Genomic DNA, 25,858 nt, shown 5'->3' on the forward strand with positions numbered 1-25,858 from the left:
AGCGTGTTCCTTATTGTCTGTACTCGACAGTTGATGAGTATCGTGACAATGAATGAGCTTCAGGCGGCTGATGCCATGAGCCATTCATTAAAAGGATATAACCAGGATTAATCCGCATATGATCAAACATCCAGTACAAGTAGTCGCAGTAACCGGAGCAAAAGGGGGCGTAGGTAAAACAAATGTAGCAGTAAATTTGAGCATAGCATTGGCGGAACTAGGGCGTCGGGTAATGTTGCTAGATGCTGACTTGGGGTTGGCCAATGTCGATATTTTATTGGGGTTATCTCCAACTCGGAATATGGCGGATGTACTGGCGGGACGCTGTGATCTAAGAGATATTATTTTACAAGGCCCTGGTGGTATTCGAATTATTCCTGCTTCTTCTGGTGCCCAAAAAATGACTGAGCTGAGTTCCCAGGAACATGCTGGAATGATTTCAGCGTTCAGCGAACTCAGTAACCAACTGGACATGCTTATCATTGATACCGCAGCAGGTATTTCTGATACAGTCATTAGTTTTGTTCGAGCTGCACAAGAATTAATTATTGTTGTTACTGATGAGCCTACCTCAATTACTGATGCTTACGCTTTGATTAAATTATTACACCGTGATTATGGGTTATTGCGGTTTCGAGTTGTGGCCAATATGGTGAGATCTCAGCAGGAAGGCCATAATATATATAACAAACTCGTCAATGTAACTGATCGATTTTTAGAAGTGGCGCTGCAATATTTGGGTGCTATTCCGCTGGATGAGGCTGTACGGAAAGCTGTTTTGCGCCAACGCGCCGTTATTGATATTTACCCCCGTTCTAAAGCCGCTGTGGCAATTCGAGCGCTGGCACAAAAAGTCGATGCTTTTCCTCTCCCATCATCACCGCGTGGTCATTTAGAATTTTTTATTGAAAACCTGGTTGCTGGTGAAGTAGGAAGATAATAGGCAATTTTATGGTGTCGAATGAAGCAGGTTTGTATTCTAAGTCGGGACAGCAATTTAACCAGCAATTAATTGAGCAATATGCCGGTTTGGTGAAACGAATCGCCCATCATTTAGCTGCACGGTTGCCTTCTCAGGTGCAATTAGATGATTTATTACAAGCCGGTATGATAGGCCTGTTAGAGGCTGCTAAAAAGTATGATGGGAGTAAAGGTGCTACGTTTGAAACCTATGCAGGTATTCGCATTCGTGGCGCGATGCTTGATGAAATTCGCAAAGGGGATTGGGTACCGCGCTCGGTACATCGCAATAGTCGGCGGATTACCGAAGCAATCAGTGGGCTTGAAGCCAGGCTTGGACGCGACGCCAAAGATGGAGAAATTGCAGAAGAATTAGGATTGAGCTTAACTGAATACCATCAGCTGTTAAGTGATACAGCCTCAAGCCGGTTATTTAGCTTTGAAGAATTACTGAGTAGCCATGATGGACGGCACACTTGGTTAGCGGATCAACAACAATCATCACCGCCAACCAAACACCAAACTGAGCAATTTAAAAAAGCACTGGCTAAAGCCATTGCCACACTACCGGAACGAGAGCAGTTATTGCTCTCACTCTATTATGACGAAGAGCTTAACCTCAAGGAAATTGGCATGGTATTGGGGGTGAGTGAGTCACGCGTAAGTCAGCTTCACAGTCAAGCGGCTGCTCGGCTTCGAGCGCGTCTGCAAGACTGGGCAGTTGAATAGACTGGCACCCTCTTAATGACCTACTAGACTAGTAAGTTAGATGTTCAGCACAAACATCAATGTGGCTTGATGGAGGTCGCTTTGGACAAAAATATGAAAATTCTGATCGTAGATGATTTCTCTACGATGAGACGGATTATAAAAAATTTGTTACGTGACTTAGGTTTCACGAATACGTCAGAAGCAGATGACGGGCAAACTGCACTACCTATGTTGCAAAGTGGTGGCTTTGATTTTCTGGTGACCGACTGGAATATGCCGGGTATGACAGGCATTGACTTACTCAAAGCTGTAAGGGCGGACCCAAAACTAAATACACTTCCTGTTTTAATGGTAACTGCTGAAGCCAAGCGCGATCAAATTATTGAAGCTGCTCAGGCAGGTGTGAATGGCTATGTAGTAAAACCTTTTACTGCTGCGGTGTTGAAGGAGAAAATCGAAAAGATTTTTGAGCGTGTTGAAGCAGGTGGTTAAGAGGTATATATGTCGCTGCTTGATAAATTAAAAGACCATGCGCCCACTGAATTTGAAACGAGCCTGAAAGAACAGGCTCAAAAAATGGTGGAGCATCTGGAAAAAGGCAATTTAAAAGATGCCATAGAAGTTATTCAGGAAATTAACGAAGTCAGGGATAAAAGCTTATACAAAGAGGTGGGCAGACTTACCCGGGCACTACATGAATCGATTCGAAATTTTCATGTAGAGGCTGGGCTGGCGAGTGATGATAAAGAAGCCATGTCTGACATGGTGGATGCATCTGATCGTTTAGAATACGTAACAAAAATGACAGAAAGTGCAGCGAATACAACCATGGACTTGGTTGATAACAGCATGCCCATTATTGATGAGCTCAAGTCAGATGCCCATAGCTTAAGGGATGAATGGACTAAGATTCGCAAGCGGCAAATGAATCCGGATGAATTTAGAAAACTCTATAAACAGATGGATGAGTTTTTAGATCGTAGTGAAAAACAAGTTAATCAAGTCCATAGCAATTTAACTGAAATTTTAGTTGCACAAAATTATCAGGATTTAACTGGTCAGGTTATTAAAAGAGTTGTTGAACTTGTTCAGCAGGTAGAAGACAGTTTAGTTGATCTGGTCAGAATGGCGGGTCAGGTAGATAAAATTACTGGCATTGAGCATGAAATAACAGCAACAGAAGAAGATTCCATTGCTGCTGAAGGTCCACAAATTAAAGCAGAGGAGCGAGTCGATGTAGTGTCAGGCCAAGATGATGTTGATGATTTGCTTTCTAGTTTGGGGTTTTAGGGGAGCTGTCTCATGAGTTTCGAGGCTGATGAAGACATCCTGCAGGATTTTTTAGTCGAAGCCGGAGAAATCTTAGAGCTGCTTTCTGAACAGCTCGTTGATCTGGAAAATAGCCCCGATGATATGGATTTATTAAATGCTATTTTCCGGGGGTTCCACACCGTTAAAGGAGGAGCAGGGTTTCTTCAATTAAATAGCCTTGTTGATTGCTGTCATGTGGCTGAAAATGTTTTTGATATTTTACGCAATGGCCAGCGGTCAGTAACGACCGAGCTAATGGATGTTGTATTACAAGCATTAGACTCAATTAATGAAATGTTCAGCCAAGTTAGGGATCGTGTTGAGCCTTCACCTGCTGACCCTGAGCTATTAAAAGCCCTATCAGTACTTGCCCAACCAGAAGGCGCAGCACCTGCTGAAGCACCACCTGCCGCAGAAGCGGCGCCACCGGAACCACCTCCTGCTGCACCTGAGCCAGCCCCCACTCCCCAGCAACCTACTGCTAATGCCGGGGCTGAAGCAGGGGAAGATATCACTGATGCAGAGTTTGAAAAGCTGTTAGATGCGGTTGCAGACGAATCGTCAGAGGCTAAAGAACCTGATAAAGCGGCAGCTGCTGCAGCGGCTGGCAGCGATGACATTACTGAAGATGAATTTGAAGCACTGCTGGATCAATTACATGGTAGTGGCCCAGTTGGCACCTCAGCGCCAGCACCGGCTGCGCCAGAAAAACCTGCTGAACCTGCGCCTACTTCAGCTGCAGCCCCCCCCAGTGGTGATGAAATTACTGAGGATGAGTTTGAGGCGCTGTTGGATGAATTGCATGGGGGCAGTGCGCCAAGTGGTCAGGGGACTACTCCAGCTGAACCAGCTGGGGCTCAGCCCGCTGCGACGACACCTGCGCCACCAGAAGCTCCAGCAGCTGCCGCAGCCAAAACAGGAAGCGACTTGATAACGGAAGCTGAGTTTGAAAGTCTGCTAGATGAACTACAAGGGAAAACCCCTGCTGCTGCAGCACCTGCTAAGCCTGCTCCAGCCTCCCCCCCACCTGCAAACCCCGCTGCTACTGCGGCACCCGTAAAACGAGAACCACCTGCGGCAGCGCCTCCAGCCAGCCCACCTAAACCACCAGCGGCAGCTGAACCGCGTCAACCAGCGGGTGGAGGCGGTAAGCCAGCGCCAGCCAAAGAAGCGCCTGCTGCTGAAGCCACCGTTCGGGTAGATACTGCGCGACTTGATGACATCATGAACATGGTAGGTGAGCTGGTGTTGGTCAGGAACCGACTAGTCAGGTTGGGTAACAAAAGTGGGGATGAAGTGTTATCAAAGGCTGTTGCCAACCTGGATGTAGTCACGGGTGATCTTCAGTTGTCAGTGATGAAAACCCGGATGCAACCGATCAAGAAAGTATTTGGTCGGTTTCCTCGGGTAGTGCGGGATTTGGCCAGAAGTCTGAAAAAAGAAATTAATTTAGAGCTTGAAGGTGAGGAAACAGACCTAGACAAAAACCTGGTTGAAGCGTTAGCAGACCCTCTAGTGCACTTGGTCAGAAACGCAGTTGATCATGGTATTGAGTCTCCAGAGGATCGAGAAAAAGCAGGTAAATCACGCAAAGGCACCGTGGTATTGTCTGCCCAGCAAGAAGGTGATCATATTTTACTATCCATTGCGGATGACGGTGCAGGGATGGATCCTGATAAATTAAGAGGAATAGCTGTTTCTCGTGGGCTTTATGAACAGGATGCGGCTGATCGGCTATCGGATAATGAGTGTTATAACTTAATTTTTGCCCCCGGTTTTTCAACTAAAACTGAAATTACGGATATTTCTGGCCGTGGAGTGGGCATGGATGTCGTAAAAAATAAAATCTCTCAATTAAATGGCACCATTAATATTGACTCAGTAAAAGGAGAAGGCTCTAAGCTTATTATTAAAGTGCCATTAACATTGGCAATTATGCCAACCTTAATGGTAATGCTGGAAAACCAAGCATTTGCTTTACCTCTAGTCAGTGTGAATGAAATTTTTCATCTGGATTTATCGAAAACTAATGTAGTGGATGGACAGGAAGTGGTCATTGTTAGAGAAAAAGCATTGCCATTATTCCACTTAAAACGTTGGCTAATTAATGGCAGACGATTTGATGACAGTGATGTAACGAAGACAGAAGCTCATGTAGTCGTAGTATCGGTAGGTACTCAACGAGTGGGGTTTGTTGTTGATCAACTAATTGGACAGGAAGAAGTGGTCATTAAACCCTTGGGGCAGACTTTGCAAGGCACACCTGGGATGGCCGGTGCCACCATTACAGGCGATGGGCGAATTGCATTAATCTTGGATGTTCCTAGTTTACTGAAAGAGTATGCATAAACATGGTATTAACTTTGTTAGCTAACAAACAGGAGCGACTGGGTGGCCATTAGAGTGCTAATTGTTGATGACTCAGGCTTTTTTCGTCGCCGGGTCAGTGAAATTTTAAAAACAGACCCACAAATCGAGGTAGTGGGTACTGCAGATAATGGCAGAGAAGCGGTTGATAAAAACCTGGAGCTAAAACCTGATGTCATTACGATGGATTACGAAATGCCGGTCATGGATGGTATTACTGCGCTTGTAAAAATCATGGAAACTCATCCCACCCCTGTATTGATGTTTTCTTCGTTAACCCATGAAGGCGCTCGAGTGACACTAGATGCATTGGAAGCAGGTGCTGTAGATTATTTACCGAAAAACTTTGAAGATATTTCGAGAAATAGCGCAGAATTAAGAAAAACCCTTTGTGATCGCGTAAAAGCTGTAGCGCGCAGTCACATTCCAGGTAAAAGCAGAGCTGCTGAACCCGCACCTTCGCCCGCTCCGGCTCCTGCTGCACCCAAAACCACAGCACCACCAGCAGCGGCAAAACCCAAAAAAATTATTCATGACCTGGCTTCTAATGAAGCAGTTGCAGGTAAGGTGGTTACTTATAGTCGTGGCAGTGCGCGCCATAAGCTGGTGGCTATTGGTACTTCCACCGGAGGCCCAGTTGCTTTACAGAAAGTGTTAACTGCCTTGCCGGGTAATTTTCCTACCCCTATTTTACTGATTCAACATATGCCAGGTACTTTTACTAAAGCTTTTGCTGAGCGCCTCCATCGGTTGTGTCAAATAAATGTAAAAGAGGCGGAAGATGGTGATCAATTAAAACCAGGGGTGGCCTTATTAGCGCCTGGTGGTAAACAGTTAATGGTTGATGGCCGAGGCGGAGGAACCGTTCGAGTGCTGGCGGGTGATGAGCGGTTGAACTATAAGCCTTGTGTGGACGTGACCTTTGGCTCTGCTGCGAAAGCATTTGGCGATAAAGTCTTAGCTGTGGTGTTAACTGGGATGGGAGCAGATGGTAGAGAAGGGGCCCGAATGCTTAAAGCCAAAGGCTCGAAGGTTTGGGCTCAAGACCGGGAAAGCTGTGTTATTTTTGGGATGCCAATGGCAGTCATTAATGCCAATTTGGCAGATGAAGTGGTCGGCTTGGAGAGCCTCAGTCAACGGTTAGTCGAAGCCATATAGAACAGTTCAGTTATACAGGTATGTCTGGAATAACGAGTTGGGTTATCGAAGGAAGAAAGAGCATACCTGCTGTAGAGCATTTTGATCAGTTAGCGTTAACAGGACAGAATAGCGCAATATCTAAATTTAAATACATATTAAATTAAGCACTTGCATTATATTCACTGAATAAAAAAGGATACAGCATTCATATATGGATGTGTTAAGTGTGGTGGGGGTTATCCTCGCTATTTTAGCCATTATAGGTGGCAATTATCTGGAAGGGGGACATGCAAGTGCATTAATTAATGGCCCTGCTGCTTTAATTGTATTTGGTGGCACCCTGGGGGCTGCATTTATTCAAACCTCAGCAGTGAGTTTTAAGCGCGCATTAAGAATGTTTTTATGGATATTTATTCCACCACAGTTTGAAATTCAGGAAGGCATTAGCAAAGTCGTGAATTGGAGTATGACGGCGCGTAAGGAAGGATTGCTTGGACTAGAGGCAATTGCTGATGCTGAAGTGGATGACTTTGCTCGAAAAGGGTTGCAGCTATTAGTCGATGGCAGTGAGCCGGAAGTGCTGAGAAATGTCATGGAAGTGGACTTATATGCGGTTGAAACTCGAGACATGCAGGCAGCCAAGGTGTTTGAAAGTATGGGAGGGTATTCGCCTACCATCGGCATTATTGGTGCAGTAATGGGGTTAATTCATGTGATGGGGAATTTGGCTGACCCTTCGCAATTAGGTTCCGGTATAGCCACCGCATTTGTTGCTACAATTTATGGTGTAGCCTTTGCGAATTTGTTTTTATTACCAGCAGCGAACAAGTTAAAGTTTTGTATTCATCGCCAATCCCTTTACCGGGAAATGATGATAGAAGGCATACTGTCTATTGCTGATGGTGAAAATCCTCGTGCCATTGAACTAAAGCTGCAAGGATTTACTAACTGATTTATGACAAGACGGCGAGTGCGAGAAGAGCATGAAAATCATGAGCGTTGGTTAGTTTCCTATGCTGACTTTATTACCTTATTATTTGCCTTTTTTGTCGTAATGTATTCTATTTCTTCTGTCAATGAAGGCAAGTACCGTATTTTATCAGAAACCCTGGTAGGGGTATTTAGTGAGCCAGACCGTTCCTTAAAACCCATTCAAGTAGGCGATGTGACTCAGCGTTTTCCTGATAAGCCGGTGGATATTATTCAGGTGCCAGATGCCTTTGATATGACGCTAGATGATAGCGAAACTGAGCAGCCTAAAGATGATACTCTGGCTAAATTAGAAAGCCAGTTTAGTGAAACATTTTCAGATTTAATCAGTAAAGATTTATTAACTATTACAGGCAATGAACTGTGGGTAGAAATTGAATTAAAAAGCAACTTATTATTTCTTAGTGGCGACTCGATACCGTCAAATGCGGCTTTTGATATTATAAAGCAAGTGGCGGATATATTGAAAAATTACCAAAACCCTCTGCATATAGAAGGTTTTACCGATAATATGCCAATAAATACTAATCAGTTCCCAACCAACTGGGAGTTGTCTGCGGCCAGAGCGGCAGCGGTGGTTAGGCTGCTGGCCAGTTATGGGGTTGACCCTAGGCGTATGGCTGCCGTGGGGTATGGCCAATTTCAACCGATTACGACTAATGACACCCCGGAAGGACGACGCCAAAATCGTCGAGTGATACTAGTTATTTCAAAAAACCTGGATATCCGAAATAGCGTTAATACGGCAGGGGGGCGTAATAACCCTGGCAGGCCCTGACTATACTCTAAAACATTCTGCTTAAAACAATAGCTATACTGTAATAGTGATTGCTTGGCTTAATCCTTGCGTCTTTTGCCATTTAAATATGTTGTAGTGGAGTGGAAGTTCAGTTGGCATGGGAGTGAATAGTGAGAGTTTGGGCGGTATCTAATCAAAAGGGTGGAGTGGGTAAAACCACCACAGTTGTTACTCTTGGGGGGTTATTGGGCAGTTTACATAAAAAAGTTCTGTTGGTTGATTTAGATCCCCATGCGTCTTTGACCTGTTATTTTAAATATGACCCCGACCACCTTGAGCATAGTGTTTTCGACTTATTTCAACATCAGGGAAATGTGCCAGAAAACCTGCCTGGCCAACTGGTGCTAGAAACCAGTCACCCTAATGTCAATTTTTTGCCTGCCACGACGGCTATTGCTACGTTAGAGCGAAAGCTTGCGGGAGAAGGGGGGTATGGGCTGGTGCTATCAAAAGCACTTGCTCATCTATGGGAACATTTTGATTTTGTATTACTTGATACGCCTCCCCAATTGGGCGTATTAATGGTGAATGCTTTGGCTGCCAGTGAACGACTGTTGATTCCGGTTCAAACTGAGTTTTTAGCAATCAAAGGGTTAGAGCGGATGATGCATACCTTGGATATGATTAATCATTCTAGAAAAAAACAGCTTCCTTACTTGATTGTACCCACCCTCTTTGACCGACGTACCCATGCCAGTATTGCTGCCTTAAGAGCATTGCGAGCTAACTACCCTGAACAAGTTTGGCAATCTTATATTCCGGTGGACACTAAGTTTCGCGATGCCAGTGAGCAGGGGATTGCCATTCATGAGTTGGATAACCATTCTCGTGGGGTTAAAGCCTATCGGCATTTACTAAAAGATTTATTAAACCTGCAAGCCAAGGTGATATCAAAGGCGGTGAGTTAGTATATGAAGCCTTTAGAAGGATCTAAGCCATCAGCAAATGATACGCTGGAAGATTATTTGAGTGACCTATTGCACGATAATCATGGTATGACTGAGCCAGTTCCGGACAAGCTATTATCAACACAACAAACCCAGCAAAATGATGGGCATTCGGCAAAAGATGTGAGTTCAGTAACAAAGGAAGCATTAACCACTCAACCACAGGCTCCATCGTCGCAGCAGCCAAAAGCTGTGACAGCTACCCGTCAACTTCCTGAAGTATTACTGCCTCAACAAGTATTAACTCCTCCAGTTGAAGCGCTGCAACAGACAATTGCAGCCCCTGAGCTAGATACTGTTACTGACTTACAAAAGCTGCAAAAAGCCTCTCTGGCTGAGTTAATCATTGCCAAAGCTCAATCGGCGCCTCCCATTACAGCAGTTGAGCAGGGGCGGCCTGCTTGGGCTGAAAAGCCATTTGAATGCCTGTTATTTAATGTGGCAGGACTCACTCTGGCGGTACCACTGGTTTGTTTAGGTGGTGTGTATCTCTTTAATGATTCGGTCACTCAAGTAGTGGGGCAGCCAGAGTGGGTTTTAGGGCTCTATAAACACCATGATCAGTCGCTTTCTGTTGTGGATACTGCCTGGTGGGTGATGCCAGAACGCTACAAGACTCAAACCATTGAAAATTATCACTATATTATCAGTATTGATAAAACCCGTTGGGGGATAGCGGTACATGATTTGGCTCATGCAGTTAGAATCAGTCCTGATGCAGTGAAATGGCGCACTAAGCGAACCCAACGGCCTTGGTTAGCTGGCATTGTGATTGATGAAATGTGTGCTTTACTGGATATAGCAAAACTGGCACAACTCTTTGATGAACAAGCTAGCCTGAATCGCTCATCTAATACAGAAGCTACTGATAGCAAAGATGATGGGTATGTTGCCAAAAAGTAAGCATTTTGATAGCCCTATATTATAGTTAAAGATGCAAACCGGGGAATTATGTTGGAAGAGAGCAGTTTATGGCAACTCATACTACACAAAGTCAAAGCTCGGAAGATCCCATCCTACAGTGGGTCACCTTTCGTTTAGATGATGAAACCTACGGCATTAATGTAATGCAGGTGCAAGAAGTATTGCGTTATACCGAAATTGCTCCTGTACCTGGTGCGCCTACTTATGTGTTGGGTATTATTAATTTGCGGGGAAATGTAGTTACTGTCATTGATACTCGTCAGCGGTTTGGTTTGCAACCGGCGGAAGTAACAGACAACACCCGGATTGTCATTATTGAAGCAGAAAAACAAGTTGTAGGGATTTTGGTTGATAGTGTGGCTGAAGTTGTTTATTTAAGGCAGTCAGAAATTGAAACGGCACCTAATGTAGGCAATGAAGAAACCGCTAAATTTATTCAGGGTGTTTGTAATAAAAATAATGAGTTATTAATTCTTGTTGAGCTAGATAAATTAATGTCAGAAGGTGAATGGGCTGAAATAGGAGAGATGTAAAAATAAAATAATCGGCCCTGACAGTGAGTCTATACCCAAAGCGTAGGGTTTTTAGGGGCGGCCGTCGAGCAATGAAGCCCCATGAGTTTATGTTTTTATAAATGATTGGGGTGAATGCAGTTAAATGCTCCTGCTTAAACTGCATTCCCACCATCCATGGTGGTCAGCGACGACAACAACCCCTAAAAATCATTCGAGAAGGGTATATGAGTGAAATAGCCGGGGCTTATCTAATTGCTTTTAGCAGTTGTCTCTTTGCCATTGCGGCAGTGATTTATTGTTGGCGACAAAAAAAAATAATAAATAAACAGCAGCTTGCGATTCAACAATTACAACAGGATATCAAAGCTGTAGGTGCAGGCGCTATTGGTGTAGGGCAGCGCTTGCAGCAGGTAGAAACCAAGCTGACCAAAACCATTGATCAACAAGAAATGCTTGAACAGCGTGATGCTGAACAATTGTCGTATACGCAAGCTAATAAACTCTGTGCAATGGGTGCATCAGTAGAAGAAATCATGGATGCATGTGGGTTATCGAAAGCAGAAGCTGAGTTAGTTGCGTTGGTGCACAGACCCTCTCCTCACTCGTCTGGATCAGGCAAACGAGGTAGCTGATTGCTATTATTTTGCGGGCTGTTTTCCTGTTGATTCTTTTCAGTCGTATCCTGCCAACCCTTAGGGTATTTTCCTTGAAGCTTGTACGCAAATGCAATAATTTCAGCGATGGTAAAATACAGTTGTTCAGGTATTTCTTCACCTAGTTCTAACCCAGCCAATAAATTGACTAGCTCTTTATTTTGGTACAAAGGCACTTCGCATTCGGTGGCGATAGTAATAATGGCTTCGGCGATTTCGTCAGATCCTTTGGCGGTTACTTTTGGTGCTGTTTCACCATCATAAAATAAAGCAACTGCTGTTTGTTGTGTGTTATTCATCAGGTTTTAATATCAATTAAATGTTGCTCAATAAATGTATTTTGTCTGGCGGGGGTGCCTTGTTGGCATGTCAGGGTTTCCACTTGTATGCCTCGTTTAGTTAGTGCCTGTTGTAGCTCTTCAATGTGCTGGTTGATTGCTTGATAAGTGGCTTGTTGTTCCGCCCAAAAAGAGACGTTTGCTTTATTATTGCGTAATTTCACTCTGGCATATAACGGTCCTATCGGTGGTAGGTCAAAGCTGAGCTGAAATTGCCAGAGCGTTTCTTGTTCTTCTGTTGATGATGAATGGGGTTGGTTATTTTGCTTTTGTAATTCTAATTGAATACTGTGCCACTGGCTTTGTATATATAGAGGGATTTCCAATTGCCATTGTTGGATAACTGGGGCATCGGCAGTTGGTGTTGCGAGTGTTGGTTGCAAGGACATCAGCTGGTTGCTTTGTAGGCGGTAAACAGCCTGCTTTAACAGTTGCACTAATTCCAGCTGTGTATTTGGCTGGGTGGTAGCGGCTGCAAGCCAGGGAAATTGGTGGCTAAGTGGCTGAGGAATGGTCGTGTATAACTGTGCCCATGGAGATTGTCGAGCTGGACTAGGGGAGGTGTGTGGTTGGCTGGTTTGGCTCAGTGATTTTATTAATTGTAGTAATAGGCCTTTTAGGTCTTGCGACTCTTTTATTGACTGATAGGTTGTTGCAGGTTGATTGGTTAGTTTTTGCTCAAAAAATAAGCCGCTGTTTGTTAGCCACTGACTGAGTTCTTTAGGTGTGGTTAATTGTTTTACCGTCGGTAGCTGACTAACGAAGTCACTAAATACCTTTGGCACACTATTAGGAAGTAGCTGATTGTGTCGAATGGTTTGTGCCAACTGTTTGAGCACCTGATGAACCGGTAGGCTGTGGACTACTGTTTGCTGCAATGATTGGTTGAGCGTTAACCACTGGCTTTGTTGGTAGGGCAGACTTTGCAAGTGAATACCTTGATTAGTGCGATATAGGTTAACGATGTGGCCAGGCAAAATGGGTTGGTCGGTATTTAGCCAAAACACTTGGTTGTTTTGACCAAGCAAAACGGGCAGCAACCGATTACCGCCTTCACCTAAGGGGATTGATGTTCTTAGATGAGGGGTAGGTAAACTATCCAGCACTTGCCCTTGTCGGCCAGGCTGCTGTGGGGTAGCTTCTAGTATACGGCTAAGGTTTTGTAATTGTTGTTGGGGGCTAGGTAGAGTGACCGCCTGTAATAATGTCAACTGGTTGCCTGACTTGGGTAAACTCACGTGTAATACACTGTTATTTGGCCAGGGGGTGTTACTGCGAAACCACCAGGATTTTCCAGCCTGGTCTTTTGCCTCAATAATATAATGGCCATTTTGATCTAGCTGTAACAAGTTACTTTGATTGGCAGGAATAGAAGTGAGAACCTGGCTAACCACAAGGGTATGTCGAGGTGTGTTAGCAGCTGATGTAGAACTTAGCAGGTTGGTGCCTGCTACTGTCTTATTTGCTGGTTTTGGGGCTGTAGTGGGTTCCACGGGTTTATCAGGAATTAAATCCGCCAATCCGTTGTCCTTTTAGTACTGATATAGCTTTATCTTAAAGCTATAGCTTATTTTTTACTGATTGATTACTCCTAAGTGCAAGAGCGGCTTTTGCGGAATATCAATAAAAATGTTTATTAGTGCAAGCTAAGTAAAATGAAACCCTTGTTATCACTTGGGTCAAATGGCTCCGATGCGTATAATGCCCCACCAGTGGAGGGTGCAATTTTTTTCACGCCTTCAGTAGCGGTTACGACGGTTATACAGTGGCCTGATTGAATAAGCTCAGTGTAGTGAAGGGGTTTCGGTGCCAGATTTTCTTAGTGTGCAACAATTAGCGTGTGAACGAGATGATCGTTGGTTGTTTCAGCAGTTAAGTTTTCAGGTTAATCCAGGTGAAATCTGGCAGGTGGAAGGACCTAATGGTTCTGGTAAAACCACCTTATTGCGTATTTTGGCCGGTTTATTAGCACCTCAAACAGGTGAAGTGCTGTGGCAAGGGACAGCTATCCAATTGTTACGAGCAAGCTTTCAGCAGTCGCTACTGTATACAGGGCACCAGGTTGGGGTGAAGGCTCATTTGACGCCAGTTGAAAACTTATCCTGGTATTTGGGCATGTATGGTGATGTATCCAGTCAGGCAGTAATGGAGGCGCTGGCGCAGGTTGGCTTAACTGGCTATGAAGATGTGCTTTGTCACCACTTATCGGCTGGACAGCTGCGGCGAGTTGCTCTGGCCCGTTTGCAATTGGCTACTCAGCCTCTGTGGATTTTAGATGAACCCTTTACTGCTATTGATAAAACAGGCGTGGTGGAGCTTGAGCAATTGTTACTGGAAAAAGCCAAAGCAGGTAAGGCCATTATTTTAACTACCCATCATCAGCTGAACCTTGATTACCAGCAGCTGCACCATCTTTCATTGCTTGATTATCAGGCTCACTAGGAGGCAATCGTGGGTCTGTTAAGTGCATTTCAATTGATAGTAAAGCGAGACTTATTGCTGGCGTTTCGCCGTCGGGCTGAGATCGTTAATCCACTGATTTTTTTCTTATTAGTTGCTTCTTTGTTTCCGCTGGGCATTACCCCTGAACGAAAAATGCTTGCCTTGATTGCACCGGGGGTAATTTGGGTAGCCGCTTTATTGGCAGTGATGCTGTCCTTGGATCAGCTGTTTAAACATGATTATGATGATGGCTCACTAAGCTTGCTGGTGTTATCACCTGTGCCTTTATTTTGGCTAGCGCTAGCGAAAGTACTGGTCCACTGGCTAGTGAGTGGTGCACTACTGTTACTATTTGCCCCGATTTTGGCGTTAATGCTACATCTGCCAGATGCAGCCTGGTGGCCTATGTTGGCTAGTTTACTATTAGGCACGCCTTTATTAAGTTTAATTGGCGCTATTGGTGCTGCCTTAACTGTTGGCTTGAAAAAAGGTGGGGTATTATTGTCATTACTGGTGTTACCGCTGAATATTCCAGTATTGATCTTTGGCTCGGGAGCTGTGATTGCTGCTACCCAAGCATTACCCTATGAAGGTCAGCTACTGTGGCTGGCTGTGTTGTTAGTGTTAGGTATTACCCTAGCACCTTTTGCCATTGCAGCAGGGCTGCGGATAAGTGTTTCTGAATAACTGGTATTGACTGTTTGCTCATGAAGTGGACCTGGTTTCACCGCTTAGGCTCTCCTAAGTGGTTTTTTGAGAAAAGTGGTAAGTGGCTACCCTGGTTGGCTTGGGTTTCCATTGGGTTGCTAACGACGGGGGTTGTATGGGGGCTAGCATTTGCACCACCCGACTACCTGCAAGGCAATAGTTACCGCATTATTTTTATTCATGTACCCAGTGCTTTTCTTGCCCAGGCCTGCTATGTCACGATGGCAGTCGCAGGAGCAGTAGGGTTAGTTTGGAAAATGAAGCTGGCTGATATGGCAGCCAAGTGTTGTGCGCCGATCGGCGCCTCTTTCACGATTCTTGCTTTGTTAACGGGTGCTATATGGGGTAAACCTACCTGGGGAACCTGGTGGGAGTGGGATGCCCGACTTACCTCAATGTTGATTTTATTATTTCTGTATTTAGGTTTTATTGCCTTAGAAAGCGCCATTGATAATGTTCAAACAGCAGCCAAAGCGTGTGCAGTCCTGGCATTGGTTGGACTGGTCAACATCCCGATTATCAAATACTCCGTAGAGTGGTGGAATACTCTACACCAGCCTGCCACTTTAAAACTCACTGAAAAGCCGAGTATGGCGCCTGAAATGTTAGTGCCATTGCTGATATGTATTGCAGGGTTTTATTGTTTTTTTCTAGTGGTCTTTTTATACCGGCTACGTAATGAAATTTTATGGCGAGAGCGGCGCACACAATGGGTGCGGCTTTGGATGAAGCGGTTTCAGTAGGTGTGTTTTATGTATTTTGAGTCATGGCAACAGTTTTGGTTAATGGGGGGGCATGGTCCCTATGTATGGGTCAGTTATGCGATTGGCTTGATGGTGGTTTTGTATAACGTTTTGAGTCCATGGTTGAAACGTAAACAACTGATTAAAGACACCTTACGAAGTATCCGTCGGGAAGAGGTAAGCCAGTCATGAATCCAGTACGTAAGCAGCGGCTGTTGGTGGTCATATTTATTGTGCTTGGTGTTAGCTTGGCTGTAGGGTTAGCGCTGTTTGCCCTGCAAGAGAATGTTAATTATTTCTACTCCCCTCAGCAACTGCAGGCGGGGGAAGCCAAGTTGGATCAAAAAATCAGAGTGGGTGGCTTAGTTGTACCAGGATCAGTCAAGCGTGACCCTGAAAGCTTGAAGGTAGAGTTTACCATTACAGATCAGCAAGCCACAGCAGTTGTTCGTTATGAAGGTATTTTGCCGGACCTGTTCCGCGAAGGACAAGGGATCATTGCCTTAGGCAGGTTGTCAGCTAATCAGATTGTAGAAGCTGATGAGGTATTGGCCAAACATGATGAGAACTATATGCCGCCAGAAGTACAGGAAGCGCTTGAAAAAGCTGGGCATCCTGGTCGTAACACCCAGGCATCTGCACAGTGATGGGATGGATAAATAACCTTGTGTCGGCTGGAGATAAAATAGCATGATTCCAGAACTTGGCCACCTGGCATTAATAATTGCTTTGTGTTTGGCTGTATTGCTCGCTGTAGTGCCATTAATTGGCAGTTATTGCAAAGATCACATCATGATGGGGCTGGCTAAACCCCTGGCAACTGGGCAGCTGGTCTTTCTATCACTCAGTTTTGGTTGCTTGGCTTATGCCTTTCTAGCGGATGATTTTTCTGTCGCTTATGTGGCTCAAAACTCTAACACCCTACTGCCAACACCTTATAAATTCAGTGCCGTATGGGGGGCTCATGAAGGCTCGTTTCTACTATGGTGCCTTATTATGGCTTGCTGGACCTTTGCTGTAGCGCTGGCCAGTCATCACCTGCCCGAGCGGGTTACGGCAAGAGTGCTGGCCATTTTAGGCTGGTGTTCAGTTGGCTTTTTATTGTTCTTAGTGATTACTTCAAACCCTTTTGAGCGTTTATTGCCCAATACCCCTGCAGATGGGCGTGATCTAAATCCTTTACTGCAAGACTTTGGCTTAATCATCCATCCACCTTTGCTATATGTGGGTTATGTAGGCTTTTCTGTGGTATTTGCCTTTGCTATTACTGCATTGCTGGAAGGACGCTTAGATGCCACTTGGGCTCGTTGGTCTCGACCTTGGACAGCCATTGCCTGGGCGTTTTTAACTGTTGGTATTGCACTAGGTAGCTGGTGGGCATACTACGAGCTTGGCTGGGGAGGCTGGTGGTTCTGGGATCCTGTAGAAAATGCTTCATTTATGCCCTGGCTGGTGGGAACAGCATTAATGCACTCCCTAGCTGTGACAGAAAAGCGTGGGGTTTTTAAAAGCTGGACTGTCTTTTTAGCGATTTTCTCTTTTTCCTTGAGTTTGTTAGGTGCCTTTTTAGTTCGTTCTGGCGTGTTAACCTCAGTTCACTCATTTGCTAGTGATCCTTCGCGTGGGGTATTTATTTTAGTGCTGTTGCTGATCGTAATTGGTGGCTCTTTTACTTTGTATGCCTTTCGCGCACCCGCAGTGGCCAGTCAGCAGCGGTTTAACTGGCAGTCTAAAGAAGCGCTGTTGTTACTAAATAATATCTTTTTGTCAGTTGCTACAGCGATGATTTTAATTGGTACGCTATATCCGTTGATAGCTAAAGCCATGGGAGATAATAGTATTTCCATTGGTAAACCCTATTTTGACTTAATGTTTTCGGTATTTATGGCTCCTTTGGCCATTTGTTTGGGAATTGGTATTTGGGCAAACTGGAAGCAGTCTAAGGCAAGCTTTTTGTGGCAACAACTGCGGTATATTGGCTTGGCCAGTGTGATTTTAGGTGTTGTATTTTGTTTCAGTTATGGCGATGGCTGGCTATTACCTGTCTGGTTGGCTGTTTCACTCGTGGCTTGGATTTGTCTCGCTTCAGTCAAACAGCTTTATTATAAAACCCGAAATCAGTCGTCTTTTATCTCTGGATTGCGTCGGCTACCAAGGCATTACTATGGTATGTGGTTCGCACATATCGGTTTTGCGGTCACTATAGCAGGTGCTGTATTAACCAGTTTTTATAGTATTGAGCGGGATATAAAGCTGGCGCCTGGGGATTCGGTTAATTTGGCCGGTTATCAGTTTTTATTTAAAGGGATTCAAGAAAAACAAGGACCAAACTATGTTGCTCAGCAAGGTCAGTTAGTTGTAACCAAGGGTGAGCAGGTGGTTGCATTATTAACGCCTGAAAAACGTCATTATCCCGTACAACAAAATGTTATGACGGAAGCGGCAATTGATCCTGGTTTATTCCGTGATTTGTATGTAGCACTCGGTGAGTCTTTAGATGATAGTGGTGCCTGGGCAGTAAGAGTGCACTTTAAAGCATTTGTCCGGTTGATTTGGTTAGGTGCCTTATTGATGGCATTAGGTGGTGTGCTGGCGGCACTTGATAAGCGTTATCGACTGCGACTGACGGCGAAACAGGCTAATTCCCAGGTAATCAATGCTGAGGTGGTTGCTGATGGCTCGGCTTAAGTTATTTATTCCATTACTGTTGTTTATTGCGCTAGCAGGTTTTCTTTATCAAGGTATTTATGACAAAGATGACAGCTTGACCTCAGCATTACTGAACAAGCCATTTCCCGCATTTTCGTTACCTACGGTCCAATCTGTTGAGACCAATATTGGTAAACAGGAATTACTAGGGGAAGCTGCACTGGTCAATGTGTGGGCGACCTGGTGCCCTTCTTGTCAGGTGGAGCACCCTTATTTACTCAAGCTGGCCCAACAAGGGGTGAAGATCATTGGTGTTAATTACAAGGATGATCGCGCAGCTGCCCAGCAATGGCTGATTAAATTAAAAAACCCCTATGTATTTAGTATTTTTGATCAGAAAGGACGGCTTGGAATGGATTTAGGTGTTTATGGCGCACCTGAAACCTACTTAATCGATAGGGAGGGGACTATTCGTTATAAACATGTAGGGGTAGTGGATGAACAAGTTTGGCTAACTAAAATCAAGCCAAAGTATGATGCCTTAAACACGAAAAAGGCAGAGCCAGTACAACAGAATGCAGGCTAATGGAGTGCCGTTAGTAATGAATATGAAAGCCTATTTAAAGCCATTATTGATTTTGTTCATAACCAGTATGGGGTGGTTGTCCTTCAGTTGGGCAGCTATTGATACTTATCCATTTAAAACTGATGAGCAACGTCAGCGGTTTAAGCAGTTAACAGATGAGCTACGTTGCCCTAAATGTCAAAATCAGAATATTGCTGATTCTAATGCACCCATTGCTAAAGATTTTCGTGAAGAAATATATCGACAGCTGCTGGCTGGGCACTCAAACCAAACTATTGTCGACTTTATGGTTGCTCGATATGGGGAGTTTGTTTTATATCGCCCCACCTTTAGCAAGAAAACCTGGTTACTGTGGATAGGGCCTTTTATTTTGTTAGTAGTGGGGGCAGGGATTTTTTATCGATTAATCAGGAAAGGCCAATCTTCTAGTACTACTGCTTCTGCCCCATTATCAGAAGCTGAGCAGCGGCAAATTGAAGCTATTATTCACCAGCATGAAGAAACGAAGTCATGATGTTATTTTGGGTTATTGCAGCAGTATTATTGATCATTGCTGTATCGTTTATATTATTGCCAATCCCCCGTCTTAACAGGCGATTAAATGAAGCTAGTCAACAACAACAGGCAGAGCAGGTTGCTCGTTACCAGCAGCAATTAGCCGAACTGGACTCTGCACATGCTGCAGGCCAGCTGGATAGTCTGGATTATGAAGAGCAAAAAAATGCTCTGGGAAAACGCTTGCTGGCAGATTATCAGCAGGTAAAGTCAACCCGGTTGAATACTATGATCTGGGTGGCAGGTGGTAGCTTACCAGTAGTTGTAATAGGACTTTATTTATTATTGGGTGGAAGTCAGCAGGTTGCATTTACCCAACAGTTAAAATCGATAGACTGGGACAATGCTAGTGGTGCAGAGCTGGTTAATTCATTGGAAACATTAGCGGCCGACTATCCTAACCAACCCCAAGTGCATTATTTATTGGCTCGTACTTATATAGCAATGAATCAGTTGGGAAAAGCGGAACAGACTTTTACTGTATTAAAAGTACAAGCACCGAATGACCCATCAGTCATTGCTCAATTAGCGCAGGTTAAGTATTTAAAACAAAATAATAAGATCACTCAAGAAGTAACGGCACTTGCTCAGCAAGCATTAACTATTCAACCGAATCAACCCACTGCGCTTGGTATTATGGGAATTGCGGCTTTTGAGTCAGGAGAGTATCAGCAGGCAATACATTATTGGCAGCAAGTGTTGGCTACTCGTCCTGATCATGCGACAGCAACTGCTTTGCAGCAGGGAATAGCAAAAGCACAACAGTTGGCAGGTACAAAGAGCGTTCAACCAAAACCCCAAGTAACAGCAGATCAGCCTGCCTCCGAGCAAGTTGATGGAGAAAAGCTTGCTGATGCAGAAATCAGCGTTTTAGTAGAATTAGATGAAACATTACAACAACAGTTGCCTAAGCATGCGCGGGTTTATGTATTGGCTAAGCATGCCAGTATGGGTATGCCTGTGGCAGTAGTACCACTCCAGGTGAGTGAACTACCAGCTTTGGTAAAACTTAATGACTCAAAAGTCATGATGGCTGGAAATAAATTATCCCAATATCAGACAGTTGATGTGATTGCTAAAATCTCTATTTCTGGAGATGCTACTCAGAGTGACTATATAGTCAGCAAGCAAAATATCAAAGTGAATCATAAAGGGGTTGTACGCTTAGCCATCTCTAAAAGCAGTAGTTAGTATTTTATGATGCTGTGTTCAGTTGCTCAGGCAGCTCACTACACAGCACGCTTTCTGCCTTAGCTGGCAAAATAATAATCTTCAAGCAAACGTCAGCAGATCCTTAATATTAGACTAAAAGCTTAGAAATTAAGATTATAAAACCACTCGTTTTAGCTATATGATGTTCTGAATATCATATGGTAAATATTGAAAAGGCTGTAAAAATACAGCCTTTTTTATTTCTACCTGTCTAACAATAAAATTTTCAATCGAAAAGTGTAGCTTTTTGTACAGTTTTTGTCGTATAAGTAGAAAAATAATTGTACTTATATGATGACTGTTTAGCTTTCAATAATTATTATGTATCTTTGTGTGAATAATGAAATAATAAATTACATAACTGGAATCAGTAATGGTCTTTAAAGCATCTGATAGTCTTTCTGAACAAATTGCACAACACTTAGCAAGTAAAATTATTAAAGGAGAGCTACTTGCTAAGGAAAGGATTCAGGAGTTAAAGGTAGCAAGCGAGTTAGGAGTAAGCCGTGGTTCTGTTCGAGAAGCCTTGCTGATATTACAACGCAAGCACTTAATTGATATTTTGCCCCGTCGTGGTGCAATGGTCACTGAATTAACCGAGCATAAAGTTCAAAGCCTATATGAAATGGTAGTGGAGCTGTATTCATTTCTTGCTTTGAAAGTAGCTGAGAATTGGCAGGCTGAGATTCAGCTGAAACCGTTCAAGGCAACTTTAAAAGAGCTTGAGTTGTTAGCTGAGCAGCGCAATATTGAGCGTTACATTGAGGTGAGCTTTGATATTTTACGTCAAGCGTTACCGATTGCTGATAATTCCTATTTGGAACAAATTTTAGCCAATGTTCAGCCAGCTATTCATCGAACCTATTTCTTGGTAGCAAGCAAATATGAGGATCATATTGTTAAAAGCTTGAGCTTCTTTAAAGCGTTAATTCAGGTCGTTGAGCAAAGAGATCAACAGCAAATCAGGCAAGTTGTTGCTGCTTATGGCAAGCACCACCGAGATATGTTAATGACAGTTGTAGGAGGTCGTGACTACTAACAGTATAGTTGATCTTATTTTAATCAGTTCTACCGCTCGTTGAGAACAGTAGCGTTATTTTGATAATGCTACTGACTTCTATCTATACAACTTTCTAGGTGCATTCAGTTCATTGCCTGTGTAAACTTGTCCTGTTGGGGACTATAGCTAGTTGTGCTAGTTGTATTGGTAAAGAGACTACTCTACATACTAAATCACTCACTTTGCTCAGCCACTGTATGGTGATTATAGTGAAGTGAGTAAGTTGTGACCTGTAGGCTTTTAAAGCCTATATAACAGCCTAATCGTGGGTTGTTGATAGTATGCTAAGTAGTGATTGCTCTAAGCACGCTCTTACCTGTTAATACAGTTATTTGTTAAACCTGTGTAAATGCAGCCCTAAGGGGAAATGTGATTAAGCTATCCTTGGGGGTACCTTAAATACTGCAGGTTTAGACGATTACAACTAGTCTTATTTATATTGTCCCGCCATCTTATAAAGTATGTTTATTGAGATTTAATGTTACATGCGGCTTAAATCAATCAAACTGGCAGGCTTTAAGTCTTTTGTTGACCCCACTAATGTCCCCCTACCCAGTAACATGTGTGGTGTTGTGGGTCCTAATGGTTGTGGTAAATCAAATATTATTGATGCCGTGCGCTGGGTAATGGGAGAAAGCTCCGCTAAAAACCTGCGTGGCGAGTCAATGACCGATGTTATCTTTAATGGCTCAAATGCACGGAAACCTGTGGGGCAAGCGTCGGTAGAATTGATTTTTGATAATAGTGATGGCTCATTGGTGGGAGAATACGCCAAGTACAGTGAAATTTCAGTTAAGCGCCGAGTTACCCGCGATGGTAAAAATCAATATTTTCTGAACGGTACAAAATGCCGGCGGAAAGACATTACGGATATTTTCCTTGGTACGGGGCTAGGGCCTCGAAGCTATGCCATTATCAGCCAGGGGATTATCTCTAATTTAATTGAGTCTAAACCTGAAGAGTTAAGAGTTTTTATTGAAGAAGCGGCGGGTATTTCAAAATATAAAGAGCGCCGCCGAGAAACAGAAAATCGTATTCGCCGTACTACTGAGAATCTTGAGCGACTGACCGACCTGCGTGAAGAACTGGAGCGCCAATTACACCACTTGCATCGTCAGGCACAAGCAGCTGAAAAATATAAAGCATTTAAAGAAGAAGAGCGGTTAAAAAAAGCACAGCTACAAGGGTTGCGCTGGCGAGCTATTCATCAGCAGGTGGAAACCAAAAAACAATTAATTGGTGAGCTGGAAGTTAAGCTGGAAGCAGAGGTTGCGGGGCAGCGCTCGCAAGATTCCGCCATTGAAAAGCAGCGGGAGCTGCATATTTCCTTAACAGATCAGTTTAATGAAGTACAAGGCCGCTATTACAGTATTGGGGCTGAGGTAGCGCGGGTAGAGCAAAGCATCCAACATGCTAAGGCCAGGCTGGCGGAGCTTCAGCAAGACTTGCAAGCCAGTGAAAGTAACTTACAAGAAGCTAACTCCGACTTAGTTAATGATCAGCAGCTACAAGCACAATTGACTGAAGAGCTGGCGGAAATAACCCCAGAGCTAGAGTTGCTCAGTGCAGCAGAAGAAGAATCGGCGATTGCACTGCAAACCGCAGAAGAGTCAATGCAAAACTGGCAAAACCGTTGGGACCAGTTTAACCAGCGATCAGCAGAACCTAAACGGAAGGCAGAGGTTGAGCAGTCCCGCATTCAGCATTTAGAGCAAGTATTGAAGCGATTGCATGAACGGATTCATCGCTTAGAAGAGGAGCAGCTAGGACTTTCAGCAGGGCCTTTGGAAGAAGAAATTGCCTTGCTGCAAGAGCAGCTGTCGGAACTGGAGCTGAATACGGAATCACAAGTTGGGCAAGTCGAAACCGTTGCTCAGTCAATTGAAAGCTATCGTCAACAAGAACAGAAACTGGCAGAGGTGCTTGATCAGTTACGTAGTGAGTTACAGCAGGCTCGTGGGCGCTTTGCATCGTTAGAGGCATTGCAACAGGCTGCCATGGGTGATAATGATGAGGCTAATAGCTGGATCACCGAAGCTGGCTTAGCACAGCAAGCTAAGCTGGCAGAGCAACTGTCAGTGACACCGGGTTGGGAAACCGCATTAGAAACCGTGCTGGGGGACTGTCTGCAAGCGATAGTCGTGGATCAGCTTGATACAACCTCTGAGCAGCTGGCAACCTTGAAAGAAGGCACCGTTACTCTGCTTGAACCTCAGAGCCAACAGCACTCAGTCTCACTCAATGGTAAAACGCCTTTACTGTCAATCGTTAATGATGATAGCCATATTGCCCCTTTACTGTCAGGGATCTATTTGGCTGAAACCCTACCAGAAGCCTTAGCCCATCGTCATGAGTTATCGCCCCATGAGTCTGTTGTGTGCCGGGAAGGTATTTGGGTAGGTCCAAACTGGCTAAGAGTGGCTAAAGGCGATAATGCCCAGGCTGGTATCTTAAAGCGCAAGCAAGCGCTGGAAAGTCTGGCAAATACCATTGACCACCTGGAAACCACCATTGCTGCTCACAGCCAGCAATTGACGGAACTTCAGGATCAACACCGAGCTGCAGAGCAGCAGCGAGAGCAACTTCAGAAAACCCTGGCTGAGCTTAATCGGCAGCAAGGGGAGTGCAAAGCCGCATTGAGTGGTAAGCAAGTGAAGGTTGAGCAGGTGCTTGAACGGCGTAATAGAGTACTTCAAGAATTAGAAGAGCTGGCCAGTCAACAACACCAGGAACAACAGAATATCAGTGAGGCACGGCTGCTGTTACAAGAAGCGCTGGACTTAATGGCAGATGATGAAGGTCAGCGGGAACAGTTATTAGCCAGTCGTGATGAAATCAGGGCCGCACTTGATCAAGCTCGTCAGCAGGCCCGTTATGATAAAGATAAATCGCATCAGCTGGCATTGCGGCAACAGTCGCTGACAACTCAACTGCAGTCAATTGAGCAAGGCCTGAGCCGGCTAACCAGCCAGGTGTCGCGTTTTGCTGATCAGCAGAGCCAGATAAAAGAGACCATTGCCCAAACGGAATTACCACTCGCTGAGTGGGATATGGAACTTGAAGCGCAATTAGAACGTCGAATCCAAGTTGAAGATGAATTAGGCAACGCTCGTCGTGAGCTTGAAACCGTTGATCATGAAATACGACAGTATGAAAAGCTACGCAGTGGTGCAGAACAACAAGCCACTAAAATTCGTGGTGAATTAGAGCAGCAGCGGATTGAGTGGCAAGGTTTAACGGTTAGATTAAATACGTTGCAGGAACAACTGCAGGCAGAACAGTTTGATTTAGAGCAAGTCATTGCTGAACTTCCTGAAGATGCTGATGAAGCCATTTGGACTGAAACGCTGGAAAAACTGGCTAATAAAATCCAGCGGTTGGGTGCCATTAACCTGGCTGCAATTGAAGAGTATGAAGTGCAGTCAGAGCGTAAACGTTATTTAGATGCTCAAAATGACGATTTACAAGAAGCGTTGAATACGCTTGAGGACGCTATCAGAAAAATTGATAAAGAAACGCGTAATCGGTTTAAGAGCACTTTTGATAAGGTCAATAATGGGTTACAAACCCTTTTTCCGAAGGTGTTTGGTGGCGGAAGTGCTTATTTAGAACTAACGGGTGAGGATTTATTAGACACGGGGGTGGCGATAATGGCCAGACCCCCAGGTAAGAAAAACAGCACGATTCATTTATTGTCAGGTGGTGAGAAAGCATTAACGGCCATCGCGTTAGTGTTTTCAATTTTCCAGCTAAATCCTGCGCCATTTTGTATGTTGGATGAGGTTGATGCGCCTTTAGATGATGCCAATGTGGGACGCTATGCTCGCATGGTGACGGAAATGTCTAAGTCAGTACAATTTATTTACATTACCCACAATAAAATAGCGATGGAAGCTGCCAGCCAATTAATGGGGGTAACCATGCAAGAGCCTGGGGTATCTCGCCTGGTAGCCGTTGATGTAGAAGCTGCCGCTGCACTGGCAGCAAACTAGCATCAAAAAATGAATAGGAAACAGGTTGCGCGTAAGTCTTAGATAAAAATTTATGGCTAAAAAGCGGCTAAATATTGCACGGCTTGAAAAATATGCACCATAATTATTGTAAGACGTAAGAAGCATTGCCGCTCTAGATTGTTGCTGTAAATTGTCGTATAGCAAACAACAAGCGCAAGTTAAAGTCTGTTGTAACCGCTCATAAACTGGAGGCTGATGGTTCAATATTTTGTGTTAGCAGTGTTTATTTTACAAG

25 protein-coding genes are annotated in these 25,858 nt (G+C 44.3%); 23 read left to right on the top strand and 2 right to left on the bottom strand.

Going from position 1 to position 25,858, the window contains the following annotated elements:
* The first annotated feature begins 118 nt into the window (after nucleotides 1-118).
* From ORQ98_RS06015 to ORQ98_RS06070, 12 genes are all read left to right on the top strand, one after another.
* On the top strand, nucleotides 119-940 hold the full coding sequence (locus tag ORQ98_RS06015) for a MinD/ParA family protein (protein ID WP_274687883.1): 822 nt from the start codon (nucleotides 119-121) through the stop codon (nucleotides 938-940).
* A gap of 11 nt (nucleotides 941-951) precedes the next feature.
* A complete protein-coding gene (locus ORQ98_RS06020) occupies nucleotides 952-1,689 on the top strand; it encodes an RNA polymerase sigma factor FliA (RefSeq protein ID WP_274687884.1) in 738 nt (245 codons plus the stop codon).
* 93 nt (nucleotides 1,690-1,782) lie between these two features.
* Nucleotides 1,783-2,163, top strand: a complete 381-nt coding sequence (cheY, locus tag ORQ98_RS06025) for a chemotaxis response regulator CheY (RefSeq protein WP_425347667.1) — start codon at nucleotides 1,783-1,785, stop codon at nucleotides 2,161-2,163.
* Between the two features lie 9 nt (nucleotides 2,164-2,172).
* Nucleotides 2,173-2,961, top strand: coding sequence for a protein phosphatase CheZ (locus ORQ98_RS06030; RefSeq protein WP_274687886.1), 789 nt, complete (start codon nucleotides 2,173-2,175; stop codon nucleotides 2,959-2,961).
* A 12-nt stretch (nucleotides 2,962-2,973) separates the two neighbouring features.
* Nucleotides 2,974-5,331, top strand: coding sequence for a chemotaxis protein CheA (locus ORQ98_RS06035; protein WP_274687887.1), 2,358 nt, complete (start codon nucleotides 2,974-2,976; stop codon nucleotides 5,329-5,331).
* Between the two features lie 42 nt (nucleotides 5,332-5,373).
* On the top strand, nucleotides 5,374-6,507 hold the full coding sequence (locus tag ORQ98_RS06040) for a protein-glutamate methylesterase/protein-glutamine glutaminase (protein ID WP_274687888.1): 1,134 nt from the start codon (nucleotides 5,374-5,376) through the stop codon (nucleotides 6,505-6,507).
* Nucleotides 6,508-6,700: 193 nt separating this feature from the next.
* The gene (locus tag ORQ98_RS06045) at nucleotides 6,701-7,441 is read left to right on the top strand and encodes a flagellar motor protein (protein ID WP_274687889.1); all 741 of its coding nucleotides are present in this window, start codon (nucleotides 6,701-6,703) and stop codon (nucleotides 7,439-7,441) included.
* A 3-nt stretch (nucleotides 7,442-7,444) separates the two neighbouring features.
* Entirely contained in the window at nucleotides 7,445-8,257 is an 813-nt protein-coding gene (gene motD, locus ORQ98_RS06050; protein WP_274687890.1) for a flagellar motor protein MotD, read from the top strand.
* A 131-nt stretch (nucleotides 8,258-8,388) separates the two neighbouring features.
* Nucleotides 8,389-9,186: a ParA family protein gene (locus tag ORQ98_RS06055; RefSeq protein WP_274687891.1), complete on the top strand. Its 798-nt coding sequence runs from the start codon at nucleotides 8,389-8,391 to the stop codon at nucleotides 9,184-9,186.
* A 3-nt stretch (nucleotides 9,187-9,189) separates the two neighbouring features.
* Nucleotides 9,190-10,128, top strand: coding sequence for a chemotaxis protein CheW (locus ORQ98_RS06060; protein WP_274687892.1), 939 nt, complete (start codon nucleotides 9,190-9,192; stop codon nucleotides 10,126-10,128).
* A gap of 68 nt (nucleotides 10,129-10,196) precedes the next feature.
* Nucleotides 10,197-10,682, top strand: a complete 486-nt coding sequence (locus ORQ98_RS06065; protein ID WP_274687893.1) for a chemotaxis protein CheW — start codon at nucleotides 10,197-10,199, stop codon at nucleotides 10,680-10,682.
* A 101-nt stretch (nucleotides 10,683-10,783) separates the two neighbouring features.
* A complete protein-coding gene (locus ORQ98_RS06070) occupies nucleotides 10,784-11,296 on the top strand; it encodes a DUF2802 domain-containing protein (RefSeq protein ID WP_274687894.1) in 513 nt (170 codons plus the stop codon).
* Here the strand turns inward: ORQ98_RS06070 and ORQ98_RS06075 are convergent.
* Together ORQ98_RS06075 and fliK are read right to left on the bottom strand one after the other, a co-directional pair.
* Nucleotides 11,263-11,616 carry an EscU/YscU/HrcU family type III secretion system export apparatus switch protein gene (locus ORQ98_RS06075; protein WP_274687895.1) on the bottom strand — a complete coding sequence of 118 codons (354 nt, stop codon included), beginning with the start codon at nucleotides 11,614-11,616 and terminating at the stop codon, nucleotides 11,263-11,265. The two genes, ORQ98_RS06070 and ORQ98_RS06075, sit on opposite strands and share 34 nt — an antisense overlap.
* Nucleotides 11,616-13,175: a flagellar hook-length control protein FliK gene (gene fliK, locus ORQ98_RS06080; RefSeq protein ID WP_274687896.1), complete on the bottom strand. Its 1,560-nt coding sequence runs from the start codon at nucleotides 13,173-13,175 to the stop codon at nucleotides 11,616-11,618. The genes ORQ98_RS06075 and fliK overlap by 1 nt, the downstream gene beginning before the upstream one ends.
* 286 nt (nucleotides 13,176-13,461) lie before the next feature.
* Between fliK and ccmA the strand changes: the two genes are divergently transcribed.
* The 11 genes from ccmA to smc all read left to right on the top strand — a co-directional run bounded on the left by ccmA (nucleotide 13,462) and on the right by smc (nucleotide 25,602).
* Complete coding sequence (ccmA, locus tag ORQ98_RS06085; protein WP_274687897.1) at nucleotides 13,462-14,097, top strand: cytochrome c biogenesis heme-transporting ATPase CcmA; 636 nt, start codon at nucleotides 13,462-13,464, stop codon at nucleotides 14,095-14,097.
* 9 nt (nucleotides 14,098-14,106) lie between these two features.
* A complete protein-coding gene (ccmB, locus tag ORQ98_RS06090; RefSeq protein ID WP_425347668.1) occupies nucleotides 14,107-14,784 on the top strand; it encodes a heme exporter protein CcmB in 678 nt (225 codons plus the stop codon).
* A gap of 20 nt (nucleotides 14,785-14,804) precedes the next feature.
* Nucleotides 14,805-15,548: a heme ABC transporter permease gene (locus ORQ98_RS06095; protein ID WP_274687898.1), complete on the top strand. Its 744-nt coding sequence runs from the start codon at nucleotides 14,805-14,807 to the stop codon at nucleotides 15,546-15,548.
* A gap of 9 nt (nucleotides 15,549-15,557) precedes the next feature.
* On the top strand, nucleotides 15,558-15,740 hold the full coding sequence (gene ccmD, locus ORQ98_RS06100) for a heme exporter protein CcmD (protein WP_274687899.1): 183 nt from the start codon (nucleotides 15,558-15,560) through the stop codon (nucleotides 15,738-15,740).
* Complete coding sequence (gene ccmE, locus ORQ98_RS06105) at nucleotides 15,737-16,195, top strand: cytochrome c maturation protein CcmE (protein ID WP_274687900.1); 459 nt, start codon at nucleotides 15,737-15,739, stop codon at nucleotides 16,193-16,195. Before ccmD ends, ccmE begins: the two co-directional genes overlap by 4 nt.
* A 43-nt stretch (nucleotides 16,196-16,238) precedes the next feature.
* Nucleotides 16,239-18,236, top strand: coding sequence for a heme lyase CcmF/NrfE family subunit (locus ORQ98_RS06110; protein ID WP_274687901.1), 1,998 nt, complete (start codon nucleotides 16,239-16,241; stop codon nucleotides 18,234-18,236).
* Nucleotides 18,223-18,783: a DsbE family thiol:disulfide interchange protein gene (locus ORQ98_RS06115; protein WP_274687902.1), complete on the top strand. Its 561-nt coding sequence runs from the start codon at nucleotides 18,223-18,225 to the stop codon at nucleotides 18,781-18,783. Before ORQ98_RS06110 ends, ORQ98_RS06115 begins: the two co-directional genes overlap by 14 nt.
* Nucleotides 18,773-19,297: a cytochrome c-type biogenesis protein gene (locus ORQ98_RS06120; protein WP_274687903.1), complete on the top strand. Its 525-nt coding sequence runs from the start codon at nucleotides 18,773-18,775 to the stop codon at nucleotides 19,295-19,297. Before ORQ98_RS06115 ends, ORQ98_RS06120 begins: the two co-directional genes overlap by 11 nt.
* A complete protein-coding gene (gene ccmI / locus ORQ98_RS06125) occupies nucleotides 19,294-20,529 on the top strand; it encodes a c-type cytochrome biogenesis protein CcmI (protein WP_274687904.1) in 1,236 nt (411 codons plus the stop codon). Before ORQ98_RS06120 ends, ccmI begins: the two co-directional genes overlap by 4 nt.
* 394 nt (nucleotides 20,530-20,923) lie before the next feature.
* Complete coding sequence (locus ORQ98_RS06130) at nucleotides 20,924-21,589, top strand: GntR family transcriptional regulator (RefSeq protein ID WP_274687905.1); 666 nt, start codon at nucleotides 20,924-20,926, stop codon at nucleotides 21,587-21,589.
* Nucleotides 21,590-22,095: 506 nt separating this feature from the next.
* A complete protein-coding gene (smc, locus tag ORQ98_RS06135) occupies nucleotides 22,096-25,602 on the top strand; it encodes a chromosome segregation protein SMC (protein ID WP_274687906.1) in 3,507 nt (1,168 codons plus the stop codon).
* Nucleotides 25,603-25,858 lie beyond the last annotated feature (256 nt).

Origin of the sequence: Spartinivicinus poritis (genome assembly GCF_028858535.1) — a bacterium.
Classification (GTDB): Bacteria; Pseudomonadota; Gammaproteobacteria; order Pseudomonadales; family Zooshikellaceae; genus Spartinivicinus; species Spartinivicinus poritis.